Here is a 21,895-nt window from a genome sequence, read left to right as displayed (position 1 = left end):
GATCAATCCGAAAGCGCGACGGAGGTCGTCTGATATGGGGAAAGAGTGAGCACGCCGCCCATCAACGCGTCGGAGAGCCGGAGCGATCCGAGATCAACCTCCTGGTCTCGGCCGGTGATGTTGACGATCCAGAGTGTTGCGCACGTCGCCGCCTTCGTCGCGAACGCCAGAACGCGCGAGGGGTTGGAAGACAGGCACTCCCTCCACTCGGTGCCGGCGAGACCGGCGAGCGTCTTGACCGCGTTGAAGAGCGGGCGGCGTCCATCGGCGGTGAAGGGCTCATCCTGTCCGGCAAGGAGGCCGAAACTTCCGGTCACAGCCGAGAGAGTCAGGCATTCCAGCTCGGCGTCCAGCACCTTTGCCACATAGGCCATCGCAAAGGCTTGCGCGAAAAGAGCGTTGTGACGCGGATCGGTGTTGGCCATCGGTATCCGGCCGCCCTTCGGGTTGTCCATCGTTCGGCTTCCGTAAGGATTCTGCCGCATGGGAATTGTCGATGGGCCGATGCGATAAGGCTTGTCGCCATAGATTGCGCGGACCGATCGCGTGATGAAGGGCAGGGCCTCCAATGTCTGCATGACGCTGAGGTCATCGGCGGCATGGACGATCGGGTTAGTGCAATGGCTGATGAAGGAAAGCGGAGCGGAAGGCACACGCTTGCGGTTGAGCTCGGTGAAATAGCTGAGCATGCCGCCGCCGATGCGGATATCCGGGAATGCCGCATGCGCGGCGTCGTAGACATCTTCGAGCGGCGGGCATTCCGGCCACTTGCTGCCCGGCGGAGTGGATTGGCGATCGACCGATGGCGAGATGATGATCGCGTCCGGCTTGAAGCCGGCATCGCGCATCTGAGTTGCGATCAGCGTCGTTTCTTCAAGGAGCAGCTGCTTCCACGGCAGCGCGATCTCGAGCGTTGATGTGCCGGGATGAAGCCCGGCCACCTCGGCGAAGCGCTTGAAGGCTTCCGCACCATGTCCGGCCGCAGGGTCGAAATGAAAGAGCAGTTCCTGTGGCTTGATCTCGCCAAGCACGGCGCTCGCCGTGACTACGGCGCCCGCTTCTTCCGGCGTTACGATCATGCCGATTGCTGGCATGCGCCCGCGACGCTCGCCGAGCGTCAGTGTCGTCAGCGACGAATGGCCATTTGTCGTCGCAGCCAATGGCTTCTGGCGCTTGTCGGCAATATCGAGGACGATGCGCTGCTTGACCGTTTCACCGGCCGGTATCTGGTAGGGCCAGGGCAAAGCGAGCGGGCGCACATAGGTCTTGTAGGAGGCATCCGACCAGTTGCGCTGGTCTTCCATCTCGAAGACATCGCCTTCCATGCCGCACCGCGCCGTCACGTTGGTCATGACGGTGTGGGTGATCGCGCTCATGTTCATGAACGGCTGCCACGGCTCGATCTGGTCAGGGAACCGCGTCTCGACGCGCTGTCCGTCGGCATGCTCGACGGTGACCGGCGCGCCGGCAACGCCGACGATCGGGTGAAGAATGCAGAAACCGCAGCGGTTCGTCTCAAAGCCTGTGCCGGAGATCGCATCGGCCTCAAAAACCAGAGGCGAGCCGGCTTGCGCCGAGATGCGCACGCCGATCGACAGCTCGGTCGCATTCGTTCCCTTGCAAAGGGCGGTGTAGCGGACCGAAAAGGCATCGTCCCCTTGCTCAATGGTCAGGTCGGCGATTTCGGGGGCGTAGGTGCCCCAATCACGATCGCGCACGAGATAGGAGACGGCGCGCAGTACCTCCACACCGTCATAGGCGATCGTGCGCAGATTGCCGTCGCTGAGATCAGCGGTCAGCCTGCCCGCGGTGAGACGGACAGGCTCCTGCTCAACCGCATGCGTTCCGTAGATCCGGAAGCCCTCTGAAGGCGTGCTCATCGCAGCATCGCCTTGACATCGACCGTCTGGCCGCTGGCGGCGCTGTCATAAGCTGCCTCGACGAGCGCGAAGGTCTTGAGGTTGTCGGCGCCCGAGGTCGAGGTTTCGCCGCCGGAGGCTAGGCGCTCGGCCCAGTGCTGCTGGATGGCGTAGACGCTTTCCTGGATATTGTGCCAGGGGCGCGATGCCCAGGAGAGCAGCGTCGGCGACACGTCAGAGATCTCGGTGCCGTTCTTGCCTGTTACTTCGAGCTTGTAGCCCTGCGACAGGCGGATGCTGCCTTCGGTGCCGTCGAGTTCGATCAGCGTCTCGGGGAAAGGCTCGGTCGAGAGCTTGGAGGCATAGCTGACATCGACGATCGAGGTCGCGCCGCCTTCGTGGTCGAGCAGGATGGTGGCGACGTCCTCGCCCTTGATCTTGGGGTTGACCCGCTTCGTGCGGGCGCTGAGCGCTGCCACGTCGCCCAGGATATAGCGGGCGATATCGAGCGTATGGATGCCGAGATCTTCGATGATGAAGCGCTCGCCTTCCGCGAGATAGGGCTGACCCGAAAAGACGTCGTAGCCCGAACGGAACGAGAAGCGGCCCCAGAAAGGCTGGCCGATCGCGCCGGATTCCAGAACCTTCTTCACGGCCTGGATCGGCGTCTGCCAACGGAAGTTTTCGTGTACCATCAGGGGCAGCCCGGCATCGGCGCAAACCTTGACCATGGCCTTGGCGTCGTCGAGCGTCTTTGCGAATGGCTTCTGGCAGATCGCCGGCACATTGTGTGCGGCAGCCATCTCGACCAAAGCGCGGTGGCTCTGGACGGTGGTGGCGATGTCGACGAAATCGAAGCCGCCATCGGCGAACATCTGGGCTGCATCGCTATAGCGCCTGTCGATGCCGAACTGGTCGCCGACGATTTTCAGCCGCTCGGGGTCGCGATCGCAGATCGCCATGATCGAAGCCCCGGCAACGTCCTGCCACGCATGCATCTGGTTGACCGCGAAAAAGCCGCAGCCGATGAGTGCGCCATTCAATTCCGTCATTGCTTATCCTGCCTTTGCCATTTGCATGAGAGTCACGCGCTGTTGCAGACGGCGCTGCGCCTGATCCACCACAACCGCGATAATAATGACCAGCCCCTTGATGACCATCTGCCAGAAGGACGATACGCCCATCATGACCAATCCGTCGGACAGGATACCGATGACGAAGGCGCCGATGATCGTGCCGCCGATCGTGCCGCGTCCCCCCGACATCGAGGTGCCTCCGAGGACCGCCGCGGCGATCGCGTTGAGCTCGAAGCTTTCTCCGGTGGCCGGATGCGAGGCCATCAGTTCGGACGAGATGATGAGGCCGACGATCGCCGCGCACAGGCCCGAGAACATGTAGACGAAGATCTTCACCACATCGACCCGGATGCCGGACATGCGCGCTGCACGCTCGTTGCCGCCGACGGCGAAGATATGCCGGCCGATCGGCGTCGAGCGCGCCACGTAGGCGGCAATTAGGGCGAGCACGATCAGAATCCAGATCGAGACCGGCAGGCCCAGCATGCGGCCGGCGCCGAAGACGTCGAAGCCCGTCGTCATGTATTCCGGCTTGCCCACGAGATTGGGGAAGGTCTGACCGTCGGAGGAGAGCAGCGCGAGGCCGCGTGCGATATAAAGCGTGCCGAGCGTCGCGATGAACGGCGCGACGTTGAGCTTGGTGATCAACAAGCCGTTGATCAGGCCGATCGCCAGGCCGACGGCCAGCGTAATCAGCACGATCTCATAGATGTTGAAGAAGATCGTGTAGCCGATCGGCAGTTCCACGCCGTTGAGGATCAAGGCGCCGGCGACCATGCCGCACAGGCCGACGATCGAGCCGACCGAAAGGTCGATGCCGCCGGTGATAATGACGAAGGTCATGCCCATGGCGAGGAACGCGTTGAGCGCGACGTGCTTCGACATCAAGATCATGTTGGCCGTGGATGTGAAATTCGGCGCGAAGATCGCGAAGAAGATGATCACGGCAAAAAGGGCGATGAAGGTTCTGAGCTTCATCAGCGTGAGGAGAATGGAGCCGCTCGACCGCTTGGCCCCGAATGTGGAAGAGGTGTCCGCCGTCATGACGCGAGCTTTCCTTGGTGTCCGTGACCTTTGGCAGATGCCGCGATGATAGCCTCTTCCGTTGCTTCGCTTCTGTCGAAGACGGCGACCAGCTTGCCGTTGCTGAGAACGGCGATGCGGTCGGAAAGGGCCATGACCTCTTCAAGGTCTGAGGTTGAAAACAAAATTGCAAGGCCCTTGGCGGCCAGTCTGCGCATGGTGCGGAACACGTCCGCCTTGGCGCCGACATCGATGCCGCGGCTGGGCTCGTCCATCAGGAGAACCTTCGGGTTGGTCATCAGTGCCTTACCGATAACCACCTTCTGCTGGTTGCCGCCGGACATCGAGGTGACTTCGAATTCCGGGTTTGGCGCTTTTATGGAAAGATCGCGGATCATGTCGTTGATGCCCTGCCTTTCGGCGCCTGCCTTGATATGAAAGATCCGCGTAAAGTGATCGAGGCTGGCGAGCGTCAGATTGCTGGCGATGGAGAGCACCTGCACCAGCCCTTCGCGCTGACGATCCTCGGGGATGAGGGCAAGCCCCTTCCTGATCCGCCCCGTCGTATCCTGCGCGCGTACTTCCTGACCGTCGATGAAGATCTTGCCGGTTGAGTGCTTGTGGCGGCCGATTACGCATTCGAAGAACTCGCTGCGTCCCGCGCCCATCAGGCCGTAGATACCGAGGATCTCGCCCGCGCGGACCGAAAGCGAGACGTGATCGACGGCCAGACCGCCGGTCCTGCGCGGCAGGCTGATCTCCTCGGCGCGAAAGGCTTCCGGTCCGAGCTCATGGTCGGCTGCCTTGGCGAAATCCTTGGCATCCGAGCCGATCATCGAGCGGACGATCCACTTGGTGTCGATGTCGCGGACCATCGCATGGCCGGTGATCTGGCCATCTCGTAGCACGGTGATGTAATCGCCGATCCGCATCAGCTCTTCCAGCCGGTGCGAGATATAGACGATGGCGACACCCTGCGCCTTCAGTTCGGCGATGACCTTGAACAGGATTTCGACCTCGGCGGCCGATAGCGCCGATGTCGGCTCGTCCATGATCAGGATGCGGGCGTTGAGCGACATCGCCTTGGCAATTTCGACAAGCTGCTGCTGGCCGATCGGCAGGTCCTCGACCATGGTTTCGGCATTGATGCCGGCATCCAGGCGCTTCAGAAAGGCGTTTGCCTTTTCGATCTGCGCCTTGTGATCGATGCCGCGAATGCCGCGGGTGATCTCGCGGGTGGCGAAGATATTTTCGGCCACCGTCATGTTGGCGAAGAGGTTGAGCTCCTGGAAGATCATGCCAATACCGTGCGCCTGGGCGTCGGCAGGGCTGTCGAAGGAGACCGTTTCGCCATCGAGGACGATGCGTCCAAGCGTTGGCCGCTCGACGCCGGCGATGATCTTCATCAGCGTCGACTTTCCAGCGCCGTTCTCGCCGACCAGCACGTTGACCGCGCCGCGCCGGAGCTCGAGGTCGGCGCGCTTGACGGCCACGATGCCGGAATAAACCTTGGACACCTCTTCGAGGCGCAGGATAACGTCGTGTTCGATCGTTTCGCTCATCACTACGGCCCTACCGTCAGTTCGGCCGGGGTCACCAGCGGCAACTGGCCGGATGACGGCAGCGGGAAGGCGCCGGTGACCGTGACGGTCTTGCCAGTCAGGCCGTCGCGCGGCAGGGGCCCCAGGAGCGCGGCATTGATCTTCTCGTTGAACGCCTTGCCGAACTGGGCCCACTCGATCTGGTTCTTGAATTCGTTGAAATTGACGAACTCAAGCGTATCGCGCAGCGCCGTTCCGCGCACGGCGGGGCCAATCTGCACCTTGGCGTCGGCCTTTCCATCGCCATCGGCGTCCAGATCGATCGTGGCGGCGCGCGACGCGGTATCGGCGGCGACAACCTTACCGCTCAGCTTGACCGCATAGGTCCAGGGCGCACTCGCCTGCTTGCGGGGATTGCCGTATTTCTCGCCGGCCTGATCCGGGCTGGAGGCAGCAAGCGCCACGACGTCCTTCAAATCGCCGGCCCGCTTTTGCAGATAAGGAATTGCCTGCGACTGCCAGATGGCCTCGACCTTTGCCGCGGGATCGAAGGCGCTCTTTGCGGTTTCCGCAGCCTTTTCTTCCGCCGTCGGCGTTTTGATGATTTTGCAGCCCGGCAGTGCCATCGCAAGCAATGCGATCACAACCGCGCTTCTGACCCTCGCCATCCACGAAACTCCAATCTTATGGAATAGGATAAGAAACGAAGAGCGCGGATGATCGCGCTCTTCGCCAGTGGTCTCAAGCTGTCGTTACTTGGCGATCGCGAAGGTTTCGAGCTTGGAGGCGTTGTCGGCGTTGATGAGAATGCAATCCATCAACTGCTTCTCTTCCTTGGGAAGAGTCTTGTTCTTGATGTAGGCGTCGGCCTGTTCGACAGCCATCTGCGCCTGTGCGTAGGCAGGCTGCAGAACGGTGGCCTTGATGCCGCCGGACTTGATGGAGTCGCGGACGTCGTTGGAGCCATCGAAGCCGACGACGATCACGTCCTTGCGGCCGGCGGCCTGGAGAGCGGCGATCGCGCCCATGGCCATCGTGTCGTTGCCGGAGATGACGCCCTGGATATCCGGGTTCGCCTGCAGGATGGTTTCCATCTTGGCGTAGGCTTCCGTCTGGCTCCAGTTGGCCGACTGCTTGGCGACCGACTTCAGATCCGGATAGTCGTCGATGACGTCATGGTAGCCCTGCGAGCGGATGCCGGCATTGGTGTCGGATTCCTTGCCGACGAGCTCGACATAATTGCCCTTCTCGCCCATCAGCTTGACGAATTCCTGCGCGCCCAGCTGGGCGCCCTGGTAGTTGTTGGAAACGATCTGCGCGGCGGCAACGCCCGTGGCGTTGATTTCGCGGTCGATGAGGAAGGACGGAATGCCCGCGTCCTTGGCCTTCTTGACGGCGGCAACGGTCGCATCAGCGCCGGCGTTGTCAAGAATGATGGCCTTCGCACCGCGGCCGATGGCGGTGTCGATCATCTGGGATTGCTTGTTGGCGTCGTCGTCATGCGTCATCACGAGCGCTTCATAGCCCAGTTCCTTCGCCTTGGCTTCAGCACCTACGGCTTCAGCCTTGAAGAACGGGTTGTCGTGTGCGGGGGTGATGATGGCGATCAGGTCCGCCGAAAAAGCGGGCATGGCAACGCCAAATGCGAGCGCGCTGGCAAAGGCAGCGACGGTCAGTCTACGTGTCAGTCTCATTGGTTTCCTCCCAAAAGAAGCCCTGTTCCCAGCAGGGCGGTGAAAGGGGAGGGGTTGCCCCCTCCCGGGATCGGTATCAGGTGATACGCTTGATGCTGTCAGCGATCTCCTGCGGTTCGAACACGCGCTTCCAATCGTCCTTCATCAGGGCGGGAATGCCGAATTCGATAGCCTTGTTGCAAGCGTCCGAGAACACGCCCTGGACTTCGCCGAAGATGACGGCGCCGAGTACGTTCAGGTGGCCGAGCAGGAAGTCGCGGGCAGCTTCTTCCGGAACGCCGCGTGCGACGCACTCATCCATGGCCTGCTTCATGACGACGAGCAGCGAAGCGGCAACGGTCTCGGAGAGACCCGGCTCCAGCATCGCCATCTGCTCGACGGTGACGCGGTGCGAGCGCATGACCGGTGCCCAGATCGTCTTGGCGATTTCTTCGCCGACGGCGTAGGCTTCTTCCGGACCCTGCATGAGAGCCGAAACGATGTGCTGCTTAGCGAAGAGGCCGCCGAAGTGGTCCTTCTTGGCCTGCATGTCGGTTTCGTCGTTGAAGATCGGCGGATGGCACGGATGCGTGACGAAGTACGTCAGATCAGGACGCTCCGGGAAGTGGCCAGCGAATGGCGCGGCGGCGTCAAGCGCAACAACCATGGTGCCGGCCTTGAGCTTGTCGTTGATGCTGGCGGCAACCTTGCCGATATGCGTGTCCGGAACGGCCAGGATGACGACGTCGACGCCGTCAAGCGCTGCGTCTACGTCCACGGTCGAAAGGCCGAGGTCGTCCTTCAGGCGTGCCTTGCCGACATCGCTGATTTCGACGTGGCGAACGTCGTAGCGCGAACCCTTAAGGTTCTTTGCAAGCCGGTAGCCCATTTTGCCGCCGGCGCCGAACAGAGCAATGGAAGTCATGTTTCCTCACTTCGTGTTTTGCTGGAATTGTTAACGTTGCTGGTATGATGAGTCAATCACCACCCCAGAATAAGTATTACTTAACCGCGTCGAGCCTGTTGATGGCGTCGACGTTGCCTGCCGAAGCGCCCTTCGGGTCGAATTCGGAGGCGAGCCAGGTGTCGACGATCGACTTGGCAAGTTCCGGACCGATCACGCGTGCGCCCATGGTGATGATCTGTGCATTGTTGGACTTCGCGGCGCGCTCGGCCGAGTAGGTGTCGTGCGTCAGCGCGGCGCGGATGCCCGGAACCTTGTTGGCCGAGATCGAAACGCCAATGCCGGTGCCGCAGATGAGAATACCGCGCTCATGCTGGCCGTCGACGATGGTCTGCGCGAGGTTCTGCGACAGGTCGGCGTAAAAGCCGGCCTGACTGAGGTCATGCACTTCGAGGCCCGCCTTGGTGGCGAGGTGGGCGGCGATCACGTCAAGCAATGGCTTGCCGGCGCTATCCGCTCCGATGGCGATTTTCATGGTCCGTGTCCTTTCAATCATTCGGGGGCTGGATGAATGGAATTGGTGGCTGCGATCAGATGACCGCGGCAACGCGCTTCAGAATGTCGAGATAGCCTTCGACGGCCCAGGCAGAGCGGCCGATGAACAGGCCGTCGATGTGTGGCTGCGTGATCAATTCCTCGCAATTGCCTGGATTGACGCTGCCGCCGTAGAGAACGGGAACCGCGCGACCAAGCGCCTTGGAGGCCACGTCGGCGATGCGCGCGTGGCGTTCGTCGGCATAGTCGGCGGTGGCCGGAATGCCGTTCACGCCAATCGCCCATACGGGTTCGTAGGCAAGCAGAATTTCCGCGTCCTTGCCTGAGGTGGCGACGCGCGCCAGCGCGCCCTCAACCTGCCGCTTCAGCACCGCGTCGGCATCACCCGCGTTGCGCTCGGCAAGCGTCTCACCGATGCAGATCAGCGGGATCAGGCCGTGCTTGACGGCGCTTTCGACCTTCAGGCCGACGGTTTCGTCAGTCTCGCCGAAGTGCTCGCGACGCTCGGAGTGGCCGAGCTCGACGATGTCGAGGTTGCAATCCTTCAGCATCGGAGCCGAGATTTCGCCGGTCCAGGCGCCGGCGGCCTCCCAATGCATGTTCTGCGCGCCGACCTTCACCGAGCTGTCCGCGAGAGCGTTCTTGACCTCGCGCACCGCCGTGAAGGGCGGGATGACGAAGCGCTGGATGTCCGCGTGGCGATCGCCATCGGCGACTGCCAGCTTTTCGGCAAAGGACAGAGCCTCGCCAAGCGTCTTGTTCATCTTGAAGCTAGTGCCAACCCAGTAGCGCATGTTCAAGCCCTCCGTCCGTCGCGGATCTGTGCGAAATAGCCGTCGGTTCCGACCTGGCCGCCCTTGAGCGCGATCTGCAGTCCGTTGGTCGGCGCGTAGTTGCCGTGCGCGGTGCAGAGTGGCGAGCCGGGGGTCTGCGGCAGTGGCAGCAAGGTCGTCAGAGCGTCCACACGCAGTTCCTGCAGCGCGTGGCTCGACGTGTCGCCGCCGGCAATGACCGCGCGGGGCAGCTTTTCGGTTTCGATCAACCGGCGCAGGATCGTGCCGAGAGCTGAGCCGAGGCGATGGCGGGATCCGGGAATACGATCGATATCGGTTCCCTTGTCTGACGATGAGCCGAGCGCCGTGTGCAGGATGACGCTGCGGCCTTCCTTCAGGCGCTGGACGCCCTCAGTGACAGCCGTTTCGATGGCGCGGTCACCGCTTTCGCCGACGAGATCGAGCGGATCGACGGCTATGCCGTCAAAGCCGTTTTCCGTTGCGTTGCGGATCTGCCGTTCGGTGGTTGGCGAGACGCTTCCGGACACGACGGCAAGGCGATCGACCTTGCCGGGCTCGGCGAAGGTTGTCGGTTCGCCAAGCAGCCCTTCGGCCTTCCATGCCTGCAGCAATGCGTATTCGACGCCTGACGAGCCGGCTGTGAACAGGCCGCCGTCGCGCTTGGCCCGCCAGACCTGACGGCCGGCGAGAGCCTGCGACTGGGCGCTGTCCACGTCGATCAGCAGGATGCCATCGAAGTCCGCGATCGTCTCGTCGATGCGCTGGTCGGCATCGGGCGCCGCCGTGGTGACGAGATCGGCGAGCGCTACGGGCAGTGCCGTCTGTTTTGCCAGATGCAGCGTCAGGTCGGCTTCGGCCATCGGCGTCACCGGATGACGGCTCATGACGGGATGGCGATCGATACGATAGTAGCGATCCTGGTAGGCGGCGAAGAGATTGCCGAAAGCGGTGAAGCGCTTCAGCTGCGGCGCGCCGACGACCACAGGTACGACCGGCTGGCCATAGAGTGCCTTGCCGATTTCGATCGCCTTGCCGATGTTGCCAACCGCAGGGCTGGAATCGAAGGTCGAGCAGACCTTGTAATGGCAGATGTCGGCATCGAGCGCCTTCAACCATTCGAAGATCGCCGGCAGATGCTTTTCCATCCACTCCGGCGTTTCGCTGCGGCTGGTGCCGGCAATGCCGAAGGCGCGGTAATCGGCGAAACGCTTTGCCGTCTCGGTGCTGGGGATGCCGAGGAAGAGCACGGTCGGCACGCCGTTGGAGGCGAGCGCTTCCATGACGTCGGCGGAACCGGTGAAATCGTCACCGTAATAGGTAAGCAGAGGTTTGGTCATGGTCTCAAGCTGCCTTGCCGTCGCCGAACTTCGCGATCGAGGCCGCGAGTTCCGGGTGATCCTTGGCGTATTCGTCGAGCGGGATGTCGGCGACCGCCGCCTGCCAGGCCTGCTGCACGGCGCGTACGCCGGCCGCCGGGCCACCAGGATGGCTGACGATCCCGCCGCCGCATAGATAGAGCAGGTCGGTAGTGCGGCCGGTGCGGTTATATGTGTCCGGCGCCTGGCCACCCCACTGACCGGAGCCAGCGACTGGCAGCGGGCAGTCGGCCTTGCTGAACAGCGGCGTGCTGACGGCCTTGAAGGATTCGACGAAGCTCTCGTCCGGCTCCCAATACTTGATGCGGATGCCGTTGATCTGGAACTGGTCAACACCGAGCAGGCGCCAGAACTGCTGGTAGACCTTGAAGTCGAGACCGGCGCCCGGATCGCGGGTCAGGATGTCCCAACCGTTGCGATGGGCATGCAGCACGAGGCCCGAACGTTTGCGCAGGAAGCTCATGCCGCCGAAGCCGATCGAATTGATGTTGACGACGGCGCAGTTGCCGCCGGCCTTAAGGACGAGATCGTGATTGCGCATCATCTCGTCTGGATCGGCATGCGAGATGCCGAAGGCGTACATGACCTTCTTGCCGGTCTTCTGCTCGTGATCGAGGATCTTTGGCATGATGGCCGCGACGCGCTCCTTGAGCGGCGAATAGGCCGGGCTCATCAGCTTTTCGTCGTCCTTGATGAAATCGACGCCGGACTCGATGAGTTCGCCGACAAGTTCCGCCGTCTCATGCGGGCGCAGGCCGAGCGCCGGTTTGACGATCGTGCCGATGATCGGCCGACCTTCGACGCCGGTCAGCCGGCGGCTGCCGGGCAGGCCGAATTGCGGGCCGGGGTGGGTGGTGGCGAAGGCCTCAGGCAGCTTCATGTCGACGATGCGGATGCCGCTCATGCCCTTGATCGAGAATACGCCGCCGATGGCAATGGTCATCAAGGCGGAGAGATCCGTACCGATCGCGTCCATCGGGAAGGCGATATCGGCATCGGCGCGGTGGATGGGGCCGCTGCCGGGTGCAACTTCCGGCCAGGTCGGGTATTCCGCATCGGGCAGGTGGCGAATGGCGATAACACGTGCCGCGACGCGTGCCTTCAGCTCTTCCGTTTCGCCGGGAACAGGGACGAACGTGCCGGTCGACTGATCGCTGGCGATCTTGGCGGCCATGGCCTCGACGTTGCCGGTCGTTTCGATGCGGTAGGTAACTGTGATCATCATGAGGTTTCGTTGCTCCTCCTGCCTAGGCCGAAAGTTTGCCATGGCGTCAACTCATGAACTGGTATAATGAGTATTCCAATTTCTGCAACGAAAATTTTTTGAAAGAGCACATACCGATTTCCGACGACGGCCTTTCGTGCCGGGACGCTAGCATGCATAAAGGAGGGATATTGTGAGCCAGCGAGACACCATGAACCAGCCAATCGAACAGATCGTGCGTCGCAAACTATCCGATGAGGTTTTCGATCGGCTGGAGAGGATGATCACCTCGGGCGAGCTTCGCCCCGGTGACGAAATGCCTTCGGAGCGGGTGCTGATGGAGCGCTTCGGGGTTGGAAGGCCTGCTATCCGCGAGGCGATGCAGTCGCTGGCCAATATGGGCCTGGTCAACATCTCGCACGGAGAGCGCGCCAAAGTTCTGCAGTTGACCGCAAGATCGATTTTCCGCCAGGTGGACCTGACGGCGAAGATCATGCTCGCGCAATCGGCCGACTCGCTCGATCACCTCAAGAGCTCACGCATCTTTTTCGAGCGCGGGATGGCGCGCGAGGCGGCGGTCAAGGCCACGCCTGCCGATATCACCGATCTTCGCGATATCATCGAGGAGCAGCGTCGCTCGCTCGGCAACGCGGAAGACTTCATCGCCGCCGATATGCAGTTCCATACGCGGATCGCGCAAATCTCGGGTAACCCGATATTCGTTGCCGTTAGCGAAGCGATGCTGGCATGGCTGAAGGCCTATCACACAGACATGCTGATCTGGACCGGCAAGGAGAAGTTCACGCTGGTGGAGCATGAGCAGATCCTCGACTGTCTCGCTGCCAACGATGCGAATGGTGCGGAAGCGGCGATCTTGAAACACCTTGAGCGCTCTAGCGCGCTCTATACCAACCGCGACTGACGTCGCTTCCATCGGCGAATACGAAAACAGCGACCTGCCTGCCAGGCGGTCGCTGTTTTCGTTTTGAGATGCGAAAGGCCCCGACCATTGCGGCCGAGACCTTTTTGAGTGCTGAAATCAGATCTCCTTGATCAGCTGCTCGGCAATACGCACGCTGAGCGCCGCACCCGTCAGTGTCGGGTTCATGCAAGAGGCCGACGGCATGACGCTGGTGCCGGCGATGAACATGTTCGAGTGGTCATGGGTGCGGCAATCGCGGTCGACGACTGAGTCCTTCGGATCGTCGCCCATGCGGGTCGTGCCCATGACGTGCTGGCGGTTTTGCCACTTCACGTCGGTCGACAGGACCTCGGCGTCGAGCAGCTGGGCAATCTTGTTCAAATCTTCCAGGCCACGATCGCGGCCGGCATTCCAGTAGTCGGTGACCGAGTAATAAAGCACCGGAACCGGGATGCCGAGCGCATCGAACTTGGTCTTCGACGGCGTGACGCGGTTTTCGGCCAGCGGCAGCGGCTCGAAATCGATCGCCCAGTTCAGCGAGCGGGCCGAGTACTTGCGGATCTGCTCGTCGAGCTTGGAGCCCATGATGCCCTTTTTGATGAAGCCTTCGGTCATCTGGGCTGTCGGTACCGTATTGCGCACCTTGATCTTGTAGCTCGGGTAATCCTTGCGGAAGGCGCCGTCACGCTGGTTGAGATAGACCAGCAGTTCGGTCGGGCCTTCGCCCGGCCACATGTCCTCCTTGGTCAGCATGTTCATGCTGATGCCGGTGTGGTCCATGAGGTTGCGGCCGACCTGATCCGACGAATTGGCGATGCCGTTCGGATACTTGTCCGAGGTCGAGATGAGCAGCAGCTTGGCGGACTCGATGCCGTAGGCGGCAAGCACGAAATAGCGCGCCGTCAGCCGGTGCTCGGAATTGTCGGGCTTCTTGTACCAGACCGCAGTGATCTTGCCGTCGTCGCCCGCTTCCACCTTGTAGACTGGCGAGTTGTCGAGCAGCTTGGCGCCATGGCGTTCGGCTTCGTCGATGTGCATCGAGCCGTCATACTTGGCGCCGATCGGACAGACCGGATTGCAGTTGTTGTTGCCGGCGCAGACCGGGCGGTTGCCGTAGGGGCGCGAGGCGCGGCCATGCGGCTCGAGTACCGGGTTGAAGCCGCCTACCGAGAGCTTTTCAGCCAGCGTCGTGAACATGTAGCTGGAATTCAGCTGCTTCATCGGGAAGGGCATGGAACGCGGCGGCATCGGACCACCGCCCTGGCCGCTTTCGTCCTGGCCGTCCATGCCTGTGACGCCGAGCTCCAGCTCGGCCTTGTTGTAGTAGTCTTCCAGATCGTCATAGCCGATCGGCCAGTCGCGGCCGCGACCGTAAAGCGACTGGATCTTGAAGTCGTTCGGGATCATGCGCCAGAGCGCCGAACCGAAGTGCCAGGTCGTGCCGCCGACAACGCGCAGGTAGGAGGTGTTGTATTTGACCGAGCCTTCATACTGCAGATAGTCGCCATAGGTGGATGGCGCCCAGGGCATGCTGGGGAAGGGGGATCCGGCGCCCTGCAGCTTGGCGTTCGCCAGCGAGAGCTTGACCGGGGCGTTGCGGAAGGTCTCAACGATCTCGCGGCGATCGACACGCGGACCGGCTTCGAGAATGATCACCTTCTTGCCGGCTTTGGCGAGCTGTGCGGCGACGATGCCGCCCATGACACCCGATCCGATGACGATCAGGTCCGCATCATATGCGTCGTTTGCCATTGTCTATATCCTGTCAGATCTTGCTGCCGGGCTTCGGTCCCCAGGCGTTCGGGCCGGGACCGTAGGTCGGAATGGGAAGGAGGCCCTTGGTCGGGCGGTACATGAGCGATTTCTCGTAGGTGATGAGTTCCGCGTCCTCTGGGTCGCCGACCACGCCGAGATACCAGGCGGAGACGATCTTCGCTGAAGTCTTCATCTCGCGCTCGGCGGGCTTTGTCGCGAGAAAGCTATCCATGTCCTTGGCGCCGGACTGGCTCACGGCCTGCTGCAGGGCGGCGATGTCTGCTTTCAGCGTCTTGCTGCGCTTGGAGAGTGCTGCAAGGAAGCGTGCGCCGAGCACGGGGTCGAGTTCGTAGCCGGTCAGGAATTCGGAAAGCTTGGTGAAGCCCTGGACGTCATCGTCGGCCGCGAACGCCGATACTGGTGCTGCAAAGGAGGAGAGGGCGGCCAGTCCCCCGACGGCCACGGTGGCGCGCAGGAGGTCTCGGCGGTGGAGGGGCCGGCTCATGAGAGAGCCCGCATTGTTCGGGTCGATTGGCATCGCTGATATCCTCGATGAGGTAGTCAGAACTGGGAAAAAGGGTGAAATGGTCAGGCGTGGGCCGGCTGCCGCCTGCGGCGAGCAACGAGTAGCGCGATGACGAGTGCAGCGAGGATCAACGCCACGGCAAACGCCGGAACGATGAACGGTGCAACCGCTGCCAATACCGGCTTTTCTCCACCCTCGCGGACACGCAGGACATCTGCTGCGGTGACGGTCACCTTGCCGTTGCCGAAATGGCTCAGCACATAGTTGCTGACATCGGCGACGTCCTTGTCGGAGAGGCGATCGGTGTAAGACGCGTTCTCGCCGAAGGCCGGCATGAATGTCGGTATGCCGTCGATCGTGCGCGACAGGCCGAAAAGGATCGTTGCGATCAGGTTGTCCGGGTTATTGCCGCCGGTTGCGGTATTGTGAAAGAGCGACGGATAGTGGTCGTTGCCCTCGCCATCGACCTGATGGCAGGCGGCGCAGGAGCCGCTGAAGATATGGAAGCCCTTCTCGGTCACGGCCTGGCCAGGCAGGCCACGTAGATCGAGTTCGGCTGTCGAGGGCTTGCCGACATCATAGCGCGGCGTGGCTTCGCCGGTGGTGATCGGCTTCGTATCCTTCAGATAAACGACGAGCGACTTGAGGTCCGCCTCGGTCAAGTGCTGCATGCTGTGCTCGATGGCTTCCGCCATCGGGCCGGCTGCCTGCGCCTTGCCGACGACATGGCCTGTGCGCAGATACTGCACGAGTTCCTCGTCGGACCAGCCGCCGATGCCATCAACCTTGTCGGAGGTGATGTTCGGTGCGAACCAAGAGCCGATGGACGCGCCCGAAAGCGCCCGGCTTCCGCTTTCCGCCATAAGGAGATTGCGTGGCGTGTGGCAGGTGCTGCAGTGCTCGAGAGCCTCGGCCAGATAGGCGCCACGGTTCCACTCGGCGGACTTGGATGCATCCGGCTGGAAGCGATCCTTGTCGAGGAAGAGCAGGTTCCACACCGACATAGAGGCGCGGATGCTGAACGGGAATGGCAGCGCCGTCTTCTCCGGCGCGTGATCAATCGGCTTCACGTCCTGCATAAAGTAGGCGTAGAGCGCGGAGATGTCCTCGTCGGAGAGCTTGGCGTAGGCCGTGTAAGGCATCGCCGGATAGAGATGGCTGCCATCCTTGGCGACACCGTTGCGAACGGCGTGAGCGAAGTCTTCCTCGCTGTATGTGCCGATGCCGTCGGTCTTGGATGGCGTGATGTTGGTCGAGAAAATCTTGCCGAGCGGCGATTCGATTGCATAGCCGCCGGCAAAGGGCTGCCCGGAGTTGGGCGCGGTATGGCACGCGGCGCAATCGGCCGCGGTCGCCAGGTAGCGGCCCTTGGTGATCAGGTCGGTTGGCGTCGCCGTCTGATCTTGCGCGGAGGCTGCGCCAGTGATGGACACCAGCGCGGAGAGACAGAGTGCGATTGATCGCAGGCGTTTAAAGTGAGGCCGAGAGATGGCGGTATGCAAATGCATTATCGACGTGCTTTCATCAAGCATGAATAAACGACAACAGGCTTTGCATCACCTCCCACGAGCGTAGCCGATCCACGTCGCCGCGAGGACATATGTGAAAAACGTCGATTCAAGCCAATGTAAGAAAAGCAAATCACTGAACTTGCTTTGCTAAATCGCTCTAAATGAGGATATGGCTTTATGCGTCGACGTGTCACGCTCGCGACTTGGCAATCGTCATAACCGCGCTATGCTGCGTTTGAAAATCAATTTGTCATACAAACAGTTTTCACAGAAAATGAAAGCGGAACCGTGAAATTCGACCTGATTGACTTACGCATATTCCTGGCTGCGGTCGACGGCGGTAGTCTGACAGCCGCCGCTCGTCAGAACAATGTCGTCGTGGCGGCCGTAAGTGCGCGCCTGAGGCGTCTTGAGGAGGCGTTCGATCTCGAGCTCTTCGAACGTACTGGACGGGGGATCAAGCCGACCTTGGCGGGCGAAATGCTGGCAAGTCATGCCCGTCAGATACTGGACGACGCCCGCCGGATCGAGGCCGACCTCGACGCTTTCGCCGATGGCCGCAGCGGTCATGTCAGGTTGCTGTCAAACACCAATATGCTTGCAGAGCATTTGCCGCAGGCGCTTGGCGCCTTTCTTGCAGCAAGCCCGGATATCAGTGTCAGCGTCGAGGACAAACCGAGCCTCGAGGCGGTGAACCTACTGAAGCAGGGCCAGGCCGATATCGCGATTGTTGCCTCCTCGGCCGATATGACCGGGCTCGAGCGGTTTCGTTTCGTTCCCGACCGGCTGGTGCTGATCGCGCCGCGCGATCTCGACGTGCCGTTCGATGCTGTCGCGTTTCCGCGCATCCTGGATTTCAAGCTAGTTGGCCAGCAAGGCAATCCGGCCTTGATGCAGTTTCTAGGGCGTCAAGCGAACGAGCTCGGACGCACACCGCATTTCCGGCTGTTGATTGCAGGATTTGAAGCGACGTGCCGGGTTGTCGAACAGGGAGCTGGTGTGTCGATCATTCCAGAGAGTGCTGCACGACGCTACGCACACTTCATGAATCTCAAGGTCGTGCCAATCTCGGAGCCTTGGGCGGATCGCGAACTATACGTTTGCGTCAGAAACGAAATGCAGCTTCCAGGCTATGCGAGGATGTTACTGGCGCATCTGAAACACTACGTGCAAACGTTTGATGATGGCCGTTGAAAGTTGCCGTCATATCTTCGAAGCTATGCCAGATTCAGTGGAGCGTCAGCGTCTCTGGGCGATGTGGGTCGCGGAATCGGAATTGCTCGATCAGTGTCATGGCTTGCTGCAGCAGGAACTCGGCTGCCTTGAGATCGGTGTTCGCAAGGCCATGCACGCTGCCGCGAATTGTCGAAGCAAGGTCACCTGAGCTCGCCGCAAAACTTGCGTTGCCTTCGATTAATGCCTCCTTGGCACTTGTCTCCAGCGCATCGGCAACAGCGGCCAATATGTCCCGCCGTTCGCGGACACTCATCTGCACAATCGTCTTGGATCCCTTCATGATGGACGACCCTCCCTTCTGAAAGGCGTGCGGTTACTGCAGCCAATAATGCTTGATGTAGGCGCAATCGTCGGTTCATCAATGTGCCACCGTTTCTCCTTGCACGCGTTGGCTCCGACTGGGCAACCCAGCTGCGGTCCCTGCTTCCTCATCGGTTCTTCCATGCGTACTCATGAGCCGCAGATATAAGTCCATGCGGAGATCATGGTCTAATGCGGTCGCGGGTTCGGTGGTACTTTTAGGGTGCAGGAATATCTGGAATGCCCGGACAGTGAGAATGAAGCTCCTCGTTTGCCGGAGGCACTCCTGTTTAATACCGACGTGAGACGGCGAGCGCCGTCCTGAAGGAGCGTAATATGGAAAAGCGGATACTTGGAAAAAGCGGACTGGAAGTCTCTGCCCTCGGCTTTGGCTGCATGGGCCTGAACTTCAGCTATGGCCATGCGCTGAGCACCCAGGAGAGCGTGACATTGGTGCGCCAGGCCGTCGAGCGCGGCGTGACGTTTTTCGACACCGCCGAGGTCTATGGACCTTATACGAATGAAGAGATCGTCGGCGAGGCGCTCCGGCCGATGCGTGACCGGGTGGTGATCGCCACGAAGTTCGGCTTCAATATCGTTGATGGCAAAATGGCCGGCGTCAACAGCCGCCCCCAGCAGATCCGCAAGGCGGCCGAAGGTTCGCTGAAGCGCCTCGGGGTCGATGTCATCGACCTGCTCTACCAGCACCGCGTTGACCCCAACGTGCCGATCGAGGACGTCGCCGGCACGGTCAAGGATCTGATCGCGGAAGGCAAGGTGAAGCATTTCGGCATGTCCGAGCCGGGCGCACAGACGGTCCGCCGCGCCCATGCGGTGCAGCCGGTCGCCGCGCTGCAGAACGAATATTCGCTGTGGACGCGCGGGCCGGAGACCAACGGCATTCTCGAAGCTTGCGAGGAGCTTGGCATCGCGCTGGTTGCCTACAGCCCGCTCGGCAAGGGCTTTCTCACCGGCGCGATGAACAAGGACACGAAGATCGGCGAAGGCGATTTCCGCAAGATGCTGCCGCGCTTCACGCCGGAGGCGATGGAGAAGAACCAGGCGCTGATCGATCTCATGAAGCGCATCGCCGAGGACAAGAAGGCTACGCCGGCGCAGATCGCACTGGCCTGGCTGCTGGCCCGGAAACCCTGGATCGTGCCGATCCCCGGCACGACGAAGCTGCATCGCCTTGAGGAAAACCTCGGCGCGGCCGAGGTGGCACTGAGCGCCGACGATCTCGCGCAGATCGAGACGGCTGCCGCCGCAATCCAGGTCGAGGGCGAGCGTTATCCGGAGCAGTTGATGAAGACGACCGGTCTTTAAGATACGAGCCCGGAATTGGAACTTGGAAACGGCGTGCCTCGGGTGCGCCGTTTCCAAGTTGGCTGACGCTCGCGGCTAGATCCGCTCGGCGAGAAAGTCGATCAAGGCCCGGATCCGACTCGCGAGATGCGGGTGGCCGGGATAGACGGCGTGGATATGCTCGATATCCTCGGGATTGAACGCTTCTAACACCGGCACCAGACGGCCTTCGTCGATATGCTCCTGCACGTGAAATGCGCCCACCCGGATCAGCCCAACGCCCGCGAGGCAGAGACTGCGAATGGTCGGCCCGTTATTCACTTCGACATTACCGTGGACCGCTTTCAGGAAGGTCTGCCCTGTTGCGGGGTCCCGAAACGGCCACTCTTCCCAGGTTTGCCGGAAGTTGAACGTCATGCAGTTGTGCCGGTCGAGATCGGCGGGCTTTTCGGGATTGCCCATGCGCTCGAAATAGCTCGGTGCCGCCACGACCACGCGCCGGCTGTCCATCAGCTTGCGGGCCTTCATCGAGGTGTCGCGAAGATTGCCTGAGCGGATCGCGACATCGGCGCGTTCCTCGACGATGTCGATGATCCCGTCGGTCAGTGAAAGGTCGAGCTGGACGTTCGGATAGCGGGTCAGAAATTCCGGGATCAACGGCACCACATGACGAACGCCGAAGGCGACCGAGGCGCTCACCCGCAGACGTCCGCGCGGTGCTGCCTCGCCGCCTGTCGAAACGATCTGCTCGGCTTCCTTGATATCCTCGAGAATGCGCTGCGCGCGCTCGAGATAGACCTCGCCTTCCTGCGTCAGTTGCAGGCTGCGCGTGGTTCTGACGATAAGGCGGGTCTTCAAGCGTTCTTCCAGCCTGCTCACAAGCTTGCTGACCGCCGAAGGCGACATGCGCAGCAGGCGTCCGGCCGCCGAAAAGCTCTGCAGTTTCGCTGTATGCACGAAGACCTCCATCTCGCCGACGGTATTATCCACTGCTCACTCCTGTGAATTCAATTCATAACTATTGAGGCAATGTAGCTGCTTATCGAGATAATGTTAGTGGTCCATATTGCCGCCATCCCAAATCGCCGCTTGTCCGGCATCGTCACTGGATGGATTAACAATGCCCCTTGCCCTGTTTGCCTTAACCGTCGCGGCCTACGCGATCGGCACGACGGAATTCGTCATCGTTGGGCTCCTGCCCACCGTCGCCAATGATCTCAACATCGATCTGCCGCTCGCTGGCCTGATCGTCAGCGTTTACGCGCTCGGCGTTACCTTCGGTGCGCCTGTTCTGACCGCGCTCACCGGTCGCCTCGATCGCAAGCTGCTGCTTCTCGGCCTTATGGCGCTGTTCATTCTCGGCAATACAATGGCAGCGCTCAGCCCAGGCTACGCGCCTCTGCTTGTCGCCCGCGTTCTCTCTGCCTTCGCGCACGGCGTCTTCTTCTCCGTCGGCTCGACCATCGCCGCCGATCTCGTTCCCGAGAATAAGCGCGCCTCGGCGATTGCCATGATGTTCATGGGTTTGACGGTCGCGATCGTGACAGGCGTTCCCCTCGGCACGCTCATCGGTCAGACCTTCGGCTGGCGCGCGACATTTGCGGCTGTCGCCGGTCTCGGCGTCATTGCCTTCGCGGGTCTATGGATCCTTCTGCCGGCAAACCTCAAGAAGGCGCCGGCGGCAACGATCGGCGAGCAGGTCAAGGTTCTCGGCAGCGGCCGTCTGCTGATCGTCTTCGCCATGACTGCTCTCGGCTACGGCGGTACCTTCGTCACCTTCACTTTCCTGGCCTCTATCCTCGAGCAGGTCACCGGTTTCCAGGCCTCGGCCGTCAGTCTGATCCTGGTGCTCTACGGCATCGCGATCGCCATCGGCAATATCGCCGGCGGACGCCTCGCCAACCGTGATCCGATCAAGGCTCTTGCCTGGCTCTTCACCGCGCAGGCCATCGTTCTCGCCATCTTCAGCTTCACCGCCGTGTCGCCTTGGCTGACGATCCCGACGCTGGCCGCCCTTGGTTTCCTGTCTTTCGCAAATGTGCCTGGCCTGCAGATTTACGTCGTGAAGCTTGCCGGCGTGGTCCGTCCGGCAGCGGTCGATGTCGCCTCGGCCTTGAACATCGCCGCCTTCAATCTCGGCATCGCGGCGGGCGCCTGGGTCGGCGGCCTCGTGGTTGCCTCTTCGCTCGGCCTTGGGGCCACGCCGTGGGTCGGCGCCATCTTCGTCGTCGGCGCCCTCATTCTCACGCTCTGGAGCGGCTCGCTCGACCGCCGCGCGCTTGCTTCAACCAATACCGTCGCTTCCGCGGCCTGATACTATCGAAAGGAAAATCCT

At 61.5% G+C, this 21,895-nt stretch carries 20 protein-coding genes; 4 read left to right on the top strand and 16 right to left on the bottom strand.

Annotated features, from left to right (window positions below; genetic code table 11):
• Positions 1 to 2: 2 nt before the first annotated feature.
• From QTL96_RS10950 to oiaX, 11 genes are all read right to left on the bottom strand, one after another.
• Positions 3 to 1,880 carry a hypothetical protein gene (locus QTL96_RS10950; protein WP_289727739.1) on the bottom strand — a complete coding sequence of 626 codons (1,878 nt, stop codon included), beginning with the start codon at positions 1,878 to 1,880 and terminating at the stop codon, positions 3 to 5.
• Positions 1,877 to 2,911: a Gfo/Idh/MocA family oxidoreductase gene (locus tag QTL96_RS10945; RefSeq protein WP_289727738.1), complete on the bottom strand. Its 1,035-nt coding sequence runs from the start codon at positions 2,909 to 2,911 to the stop codon at positions 1,877 to 1,879. The genes QTL96_RS10950 and QTL96_RS10945 overlap by 4 nt, the downstream gene beginning before the upstream one ends.
• A gap of 3 nt (positions 2,912 to 2,914) precedes the next feature.
• Complete coding sequence (locus QTL96_RS10940; protein WP_018896822.1) at positions 2,915 to 3,979, bottom strand: ABC transporter permease; 1,065 nt, start codon at positions 3,977 to 3,979, stop codon at positions 2,915 to 2,917.
• The gene (locus tag QTL96_RS10935; RefSeq protein ID WP_112435306.1) at positions 3,976 to 5,520 is read right to left on the bottom strand and encodes a sugar ABC transporter ATP-binding protein; all 1,545 of its coding nucleotides are present in this window, start codon (positions 5,518 to 5,520) and stop codon (positions 3,976 to 3,978) included. Before QTL96_RS10935 ends, QTL96_RS10940 begins: the two co-directional genes overlap by 4 nt.
• A 2-nt stretch (positions 5,521 to 5,522) precedes the next feature.
• Entirely contained in the window at positions 5,523 to 6,167 is a 645-nt protein-coding gene (locus QTL96_RS10930) for a DUF2291 domain-containing protein (protein ID WP_112943307.1), read from the bottom strand.
• An 84-nt stretch (positions 6,168 to 6,251) separates the two neighbouring features.
• Positions 6,252 to 7,193 carry a D-ribose ABC transporter substrate-binding protein gene (locus tag QTL96_RS10925; RefSeq protein WP_018896825.1) on the bottom strand — a complete coding sequence of 314 codons (942 nt, stop codon included), beginning with the start codon at positions 7,191 to 7,193 and terminating at the stop codon, positions 6,252 to 6,254.
• A 76-nt stretch (positions 7,194 to 7,269) separates the two neighbouring features.
• Positions 7,270 to 8,097, bottom strand: a complete 828-nt coding sequence (locus QTL96_RS10920) for a phosphogluconate dehydrogenase C-terminal domain-containing protein (RefSeq protein ID WP_112943306.1) — start codon at positions 8,095 to 8,097, stop codon at positions 7,270 to 7,272.
• A 76-nt stretch (positions 8,098 to 8,173) separates the two neighbouring features.
• Positions 8,174 to 8,611 (bottom strand): RpiB/LacA/LacB family sugar-phosphate isomerase, encoded by a 438-nt coding sequence (locus QTL96_RS10915; protein WP_018896827.1) that lies wholly within the window; start codon positions 8,609 to 8,611, stop codon positions 8,174 to 8,176.
• A gap of 55 nt (positions 8,612 to 8,666) precedes the next feature.
• Positions 8,667 to 9,425, bottom strand: a complete 759-nt coding sequence (locus QTL96_RS10910) for a triose-phosphate isomerase (protein ID WP_289727737.1) — start codon at positions 9,423 to 9,425, stop codon at positions 8,667 to 8,669.
• 2 nt (positions 9,426 to 9,427) lie between these two features.
• Positions 9,428 to 10,762 (bottom strand): four-carbon acid sugar kinase family protein, encoded by a 1,335-nt coding sequence (locus QTL96_RS10905; RefSeq protein ID WP_113168189.1) that lies wholly within the window; start codon positions 10,760 to 10,762, stop codon positions 9,428 to 9,430.
• A gap of 4 nt (positions 10,763 to 10,766) precedes the next feature.
• A complete protein-coding gene (oiaX, locus tag QTL96_RS10900; RefSeq protein ID WP_289727736.1) occupies positions 10,767 to 12,026 on the bottom strand; it encodes a 3-oxo-isoapionate-4-phosphate decarboxylase OiaX in 1,260 nt (419 codons plus the stop codon).
• Positions 12,027 to 12,216: 190 nt separating this feature from the next.
• Here oiaX and QTL96_RS10895 point away from each other — a divergent pair, with 190 nt between their 5' ends.
• On the top strand, positions 12,217 to 12,927 hold the full coding sequence (locus QTL96_RS10895; RefSeq protein WP_018896831.1) for a transcriptional regulator NanR: 711 nt from the start codon (positions 12,217 to 12,219) through the stop codon (positions 12,925 to 12,927).
• A 117-nt stretch (positions 12,928 to 13,044) separates the two neighbouring features.
• Here the strand turns inward: QTL96_RS10895 and QTL96_RS10890 are convergent, their stop codons facing one another.
• The 3 genes from QTL96_RS10890 to QTL96_RS10880 are packed head-to-tail and all read right to left on the bottom strand — an operon-like array spanning position 13,045 to position 16,641.
• Positions 13,045 to 14,679 (bottom strand): GMC family oxidoreductase, encoded by a 1,635-nt coding sequence (locus QTL96_RS10890; protein ID WP_289727735.1) that lies wholly within the window; start codon positions 14,677 to 14,679, stop codon positions 13,045 to 13,047.
• Positions 14,680 to 14,692: 13 nt separating this feature from the next.
• Positions 14,693 to 15,220, bottom strand: coding sequence for a sugar dehydrogenase complex small subunit (locus QTL96_RS10885; RefSeq protein WP_112819947.1), 528 nt, complete (start codon positions 15,218 to 15,220; stop codon positions 14,693 to 14,695).
• A gap of 50 nt (positions 15,221 to 15,270) precedes the next feature.
• Positions 15,271 to 16,641 carry a cytochrome c gene (locus QTL96_RS10880; protein ID WP_289727734.1) on the bottom strand — a complete coding sequence of 457 codons (1,371 nt, stop codon included), beginning with the start codon at positions 16,639 to 16,641 and terminating at the stop codon, positions 15,271 to 15,273.
• Positions 16,642 to 17,007: 366 nt separating this feature from the next.
• On the opposite strand from QTL96_RS10880, the gene QTL96_RS10875 reads away from it, so the two are divergent.
• Entirely contained in the window at positions 17,008 to 17,913 is a 906-nt protein-coding gene (locus QTL96_RS10875) for a LysR family transcriptional regulator (protein ID WP_112943301.1), read from the top strand.
• 34 nt (positions 17,914 to 17,947) lie between these two features.
• On the opposite strand, the gene QTL96_RS10870 is transcribed toward QTL96_RS10875, so the two are convergent.
• A complete protein-coding gene (locus tag QTL96_RS10870; RefSeq protein ID WP_112819943.1) occupies positions 17,948 to 18,235 on the bottom strand; it encodes a hypothetical protein in 288 nt (95 codons plus the stop codon).
• A 356-nt stretch (positions 18,236 to 18,591) separates the two neighbouring features.
• Between QTL96_RS10870 and QTL96_RS10865 the strand changes: the two genes are divergently transcribed.
• A complete protein-coding gene (locus tag QTL96_RS10865; protein WP_112943300.1) occupies positions 18,592 to 19,581 on the top strand; it encodes an aldo/keto reductase in 990 nt (329 codons plus the stop codon).
• 75 nt (positions 19,582 to 19,656) lie between these two features.
• Here QTL96_RS10865 and QTL96_RS10860 read toward each other — a convergent pair whose 3' ends face one another.
• On the bottom strand, positions 19,657 to 20,550 hold the full coding sequence (locus QTL96_RS10860) for a LysR family transcriptional regulator (RefSeq protein ID WP_112819939.1): 894 nt from the start codon (positions 20,548 to 20,550) through the stop codon (positions 19,657 to 19,659).
• A 130-nt stretch (positions 20,551 to 20,680) separates the two neighbouring features.
• Here QTL96_RS10860 and QTL96_RS10855 point away from each other — a divergent pair, with 130 nt between their 5' ends.
• Positions 20,681 to 21,874 (top strand): MFS transporter, encoded by a 1,194-nt coding sequence (locus QTL96_RS10855; RefSeq protein ID WP_113009086.1) that lies wholly within the window; start codon positions 20,681 to 20,683, stop codon positions 21,872 to 21,874.
• Positions 21,875 to 21,895 lie beyond the last annotated feature (21 nt).

Source organism: Rhizobium sp. S163 (assembly GCF_030380805.1).
Classification (GTDB): Bacteria; Pseudomonadota; Alphaproteobacteria; order Rhizobiales; family Rhizobiaceae; genus Rhizobium.
This window is presented reverse-complemented; position numbering and strand designations above follow the sequence as displayed.

Bases quoted from the DNA above. Each gene is read 5' to 3' on its own strand.
- QTL96_RS10925 (WP_018896825.1), bottom strand. From the start codon at position 7,193: ATGAGACTGACACGTAGACTGACCGTCGCTGCCTTTGCCAGCGCGCTC.
- QTL96_RS10945 (WP_289727738.1), bottom strand. From the start codon at position 2,911: ATGACGGAATTGAATGGCGCACTCATCGGCTGCGGCTTTTTCGCGGTC.
- QTL96_RS10935 (WP_112435306.1), bottom strand. From the start codon at position 5,520: ATGAGCGAAACGATCGAACACGACGTTATCCTGCGCCTCGAAGAGGTG.
- QTL96_RS10940 (WP_018896822.1), bottom strand. From the start codon at position 3,979: ATGACGGCGGACACCTCTTCCACATTCGGGGCCAAGCGGTCGAGCGGC.
- QTL96_RS10915 (WP_018896827.1), bottom strand. From the start codon at position 8,611: ATGAAAATCGCCATCGGAGCGGATAGCGCCGGCAAGCCATTGCTTGAC.
- QTL96_RS10920 (WP_112943306.1), bottom strand. From the start codon at position 8,097: ATGACTTCCATTGCTCTGTTCGGCGCCGGCGGCAAAATGGGCTACCGG.
- QTL96_RS10950 (WP_289727739.1), bottom strand. From the start codon at position 1,880: ATGAGCACGCCTTCAGAGGGCTTCCGGATCTACGGAACGCATGCGGTT.
- QTL96_RS10905 (WP_113168189.1), bottom strand. From the start codon at position 10,762: ATGACCAAACCTCTGCTTACCTATTACGGTGACGATTTCACCGGTTCC.
- QTL96_RS10895 (WP_018896831.1), top strand. From the start codon at position 12,217: ATGAACCAGCCAATCGAACAGATCGTGCGTCGCAAACTATCCGATGAG.
- QTL96_RS10885 (WP_112819947.1), bottom strand. From the start codon at position 15,220: ATGCCAATCGACCCGAACAATGCGGGCTCTCTCATGAGCCGGCCCCTC.
- QTL96_RS10855 (WP_113009086.1), top strand. From the start codon at position 20,681: ATGCCCCTTGCCCTGTTTGCCTTAACCGTCGCGGCCTACGCGATCGGC.
- oiaX (WP_289727736.1), bottom strand. From the start codon at position 12,026: ATGATGATCACAGTTACCTACCGCATCGAAACGACCGGCAACGTCGAG.
- QTL96_RS10910 (WP_289727737.1), bottom strand. From the start codon at position 9,425: ATGCGCTACTGGGTTGGCACTAGCTTCAAGATGAACAAGACGCTTGGC.
- QTL96_RS10865 (WP_112943300.1), top strand. From the start codon at position 18,592: ATGGAAAAGCGGATACTTGGAAAAAGCGGACTGGAAGTCTCTGCCCTC.
- QTL96_RS10870 (WP_112819943.1), bottom strand. From the start codon at position 18,235: ATGAAGGGATCCAAGACGATTGTGCAGATGAGTGTCCGCGAACGGCGG.
- QTL96_RS10890 (WP_289727735.1), bottom strand. From the start codon at position 14,679: ATGGCAAACGACGCATATGATGCGGACCTGATCGTCATCGGATCGGGT.
- QTL96_RS10930 (WP_112943307.1), bottom strand. From the start codon at position 6,167: ATGGCGAGGGTCAGAAGCGCGGTTGTGATCGCATTGCTTGCGATGGCA.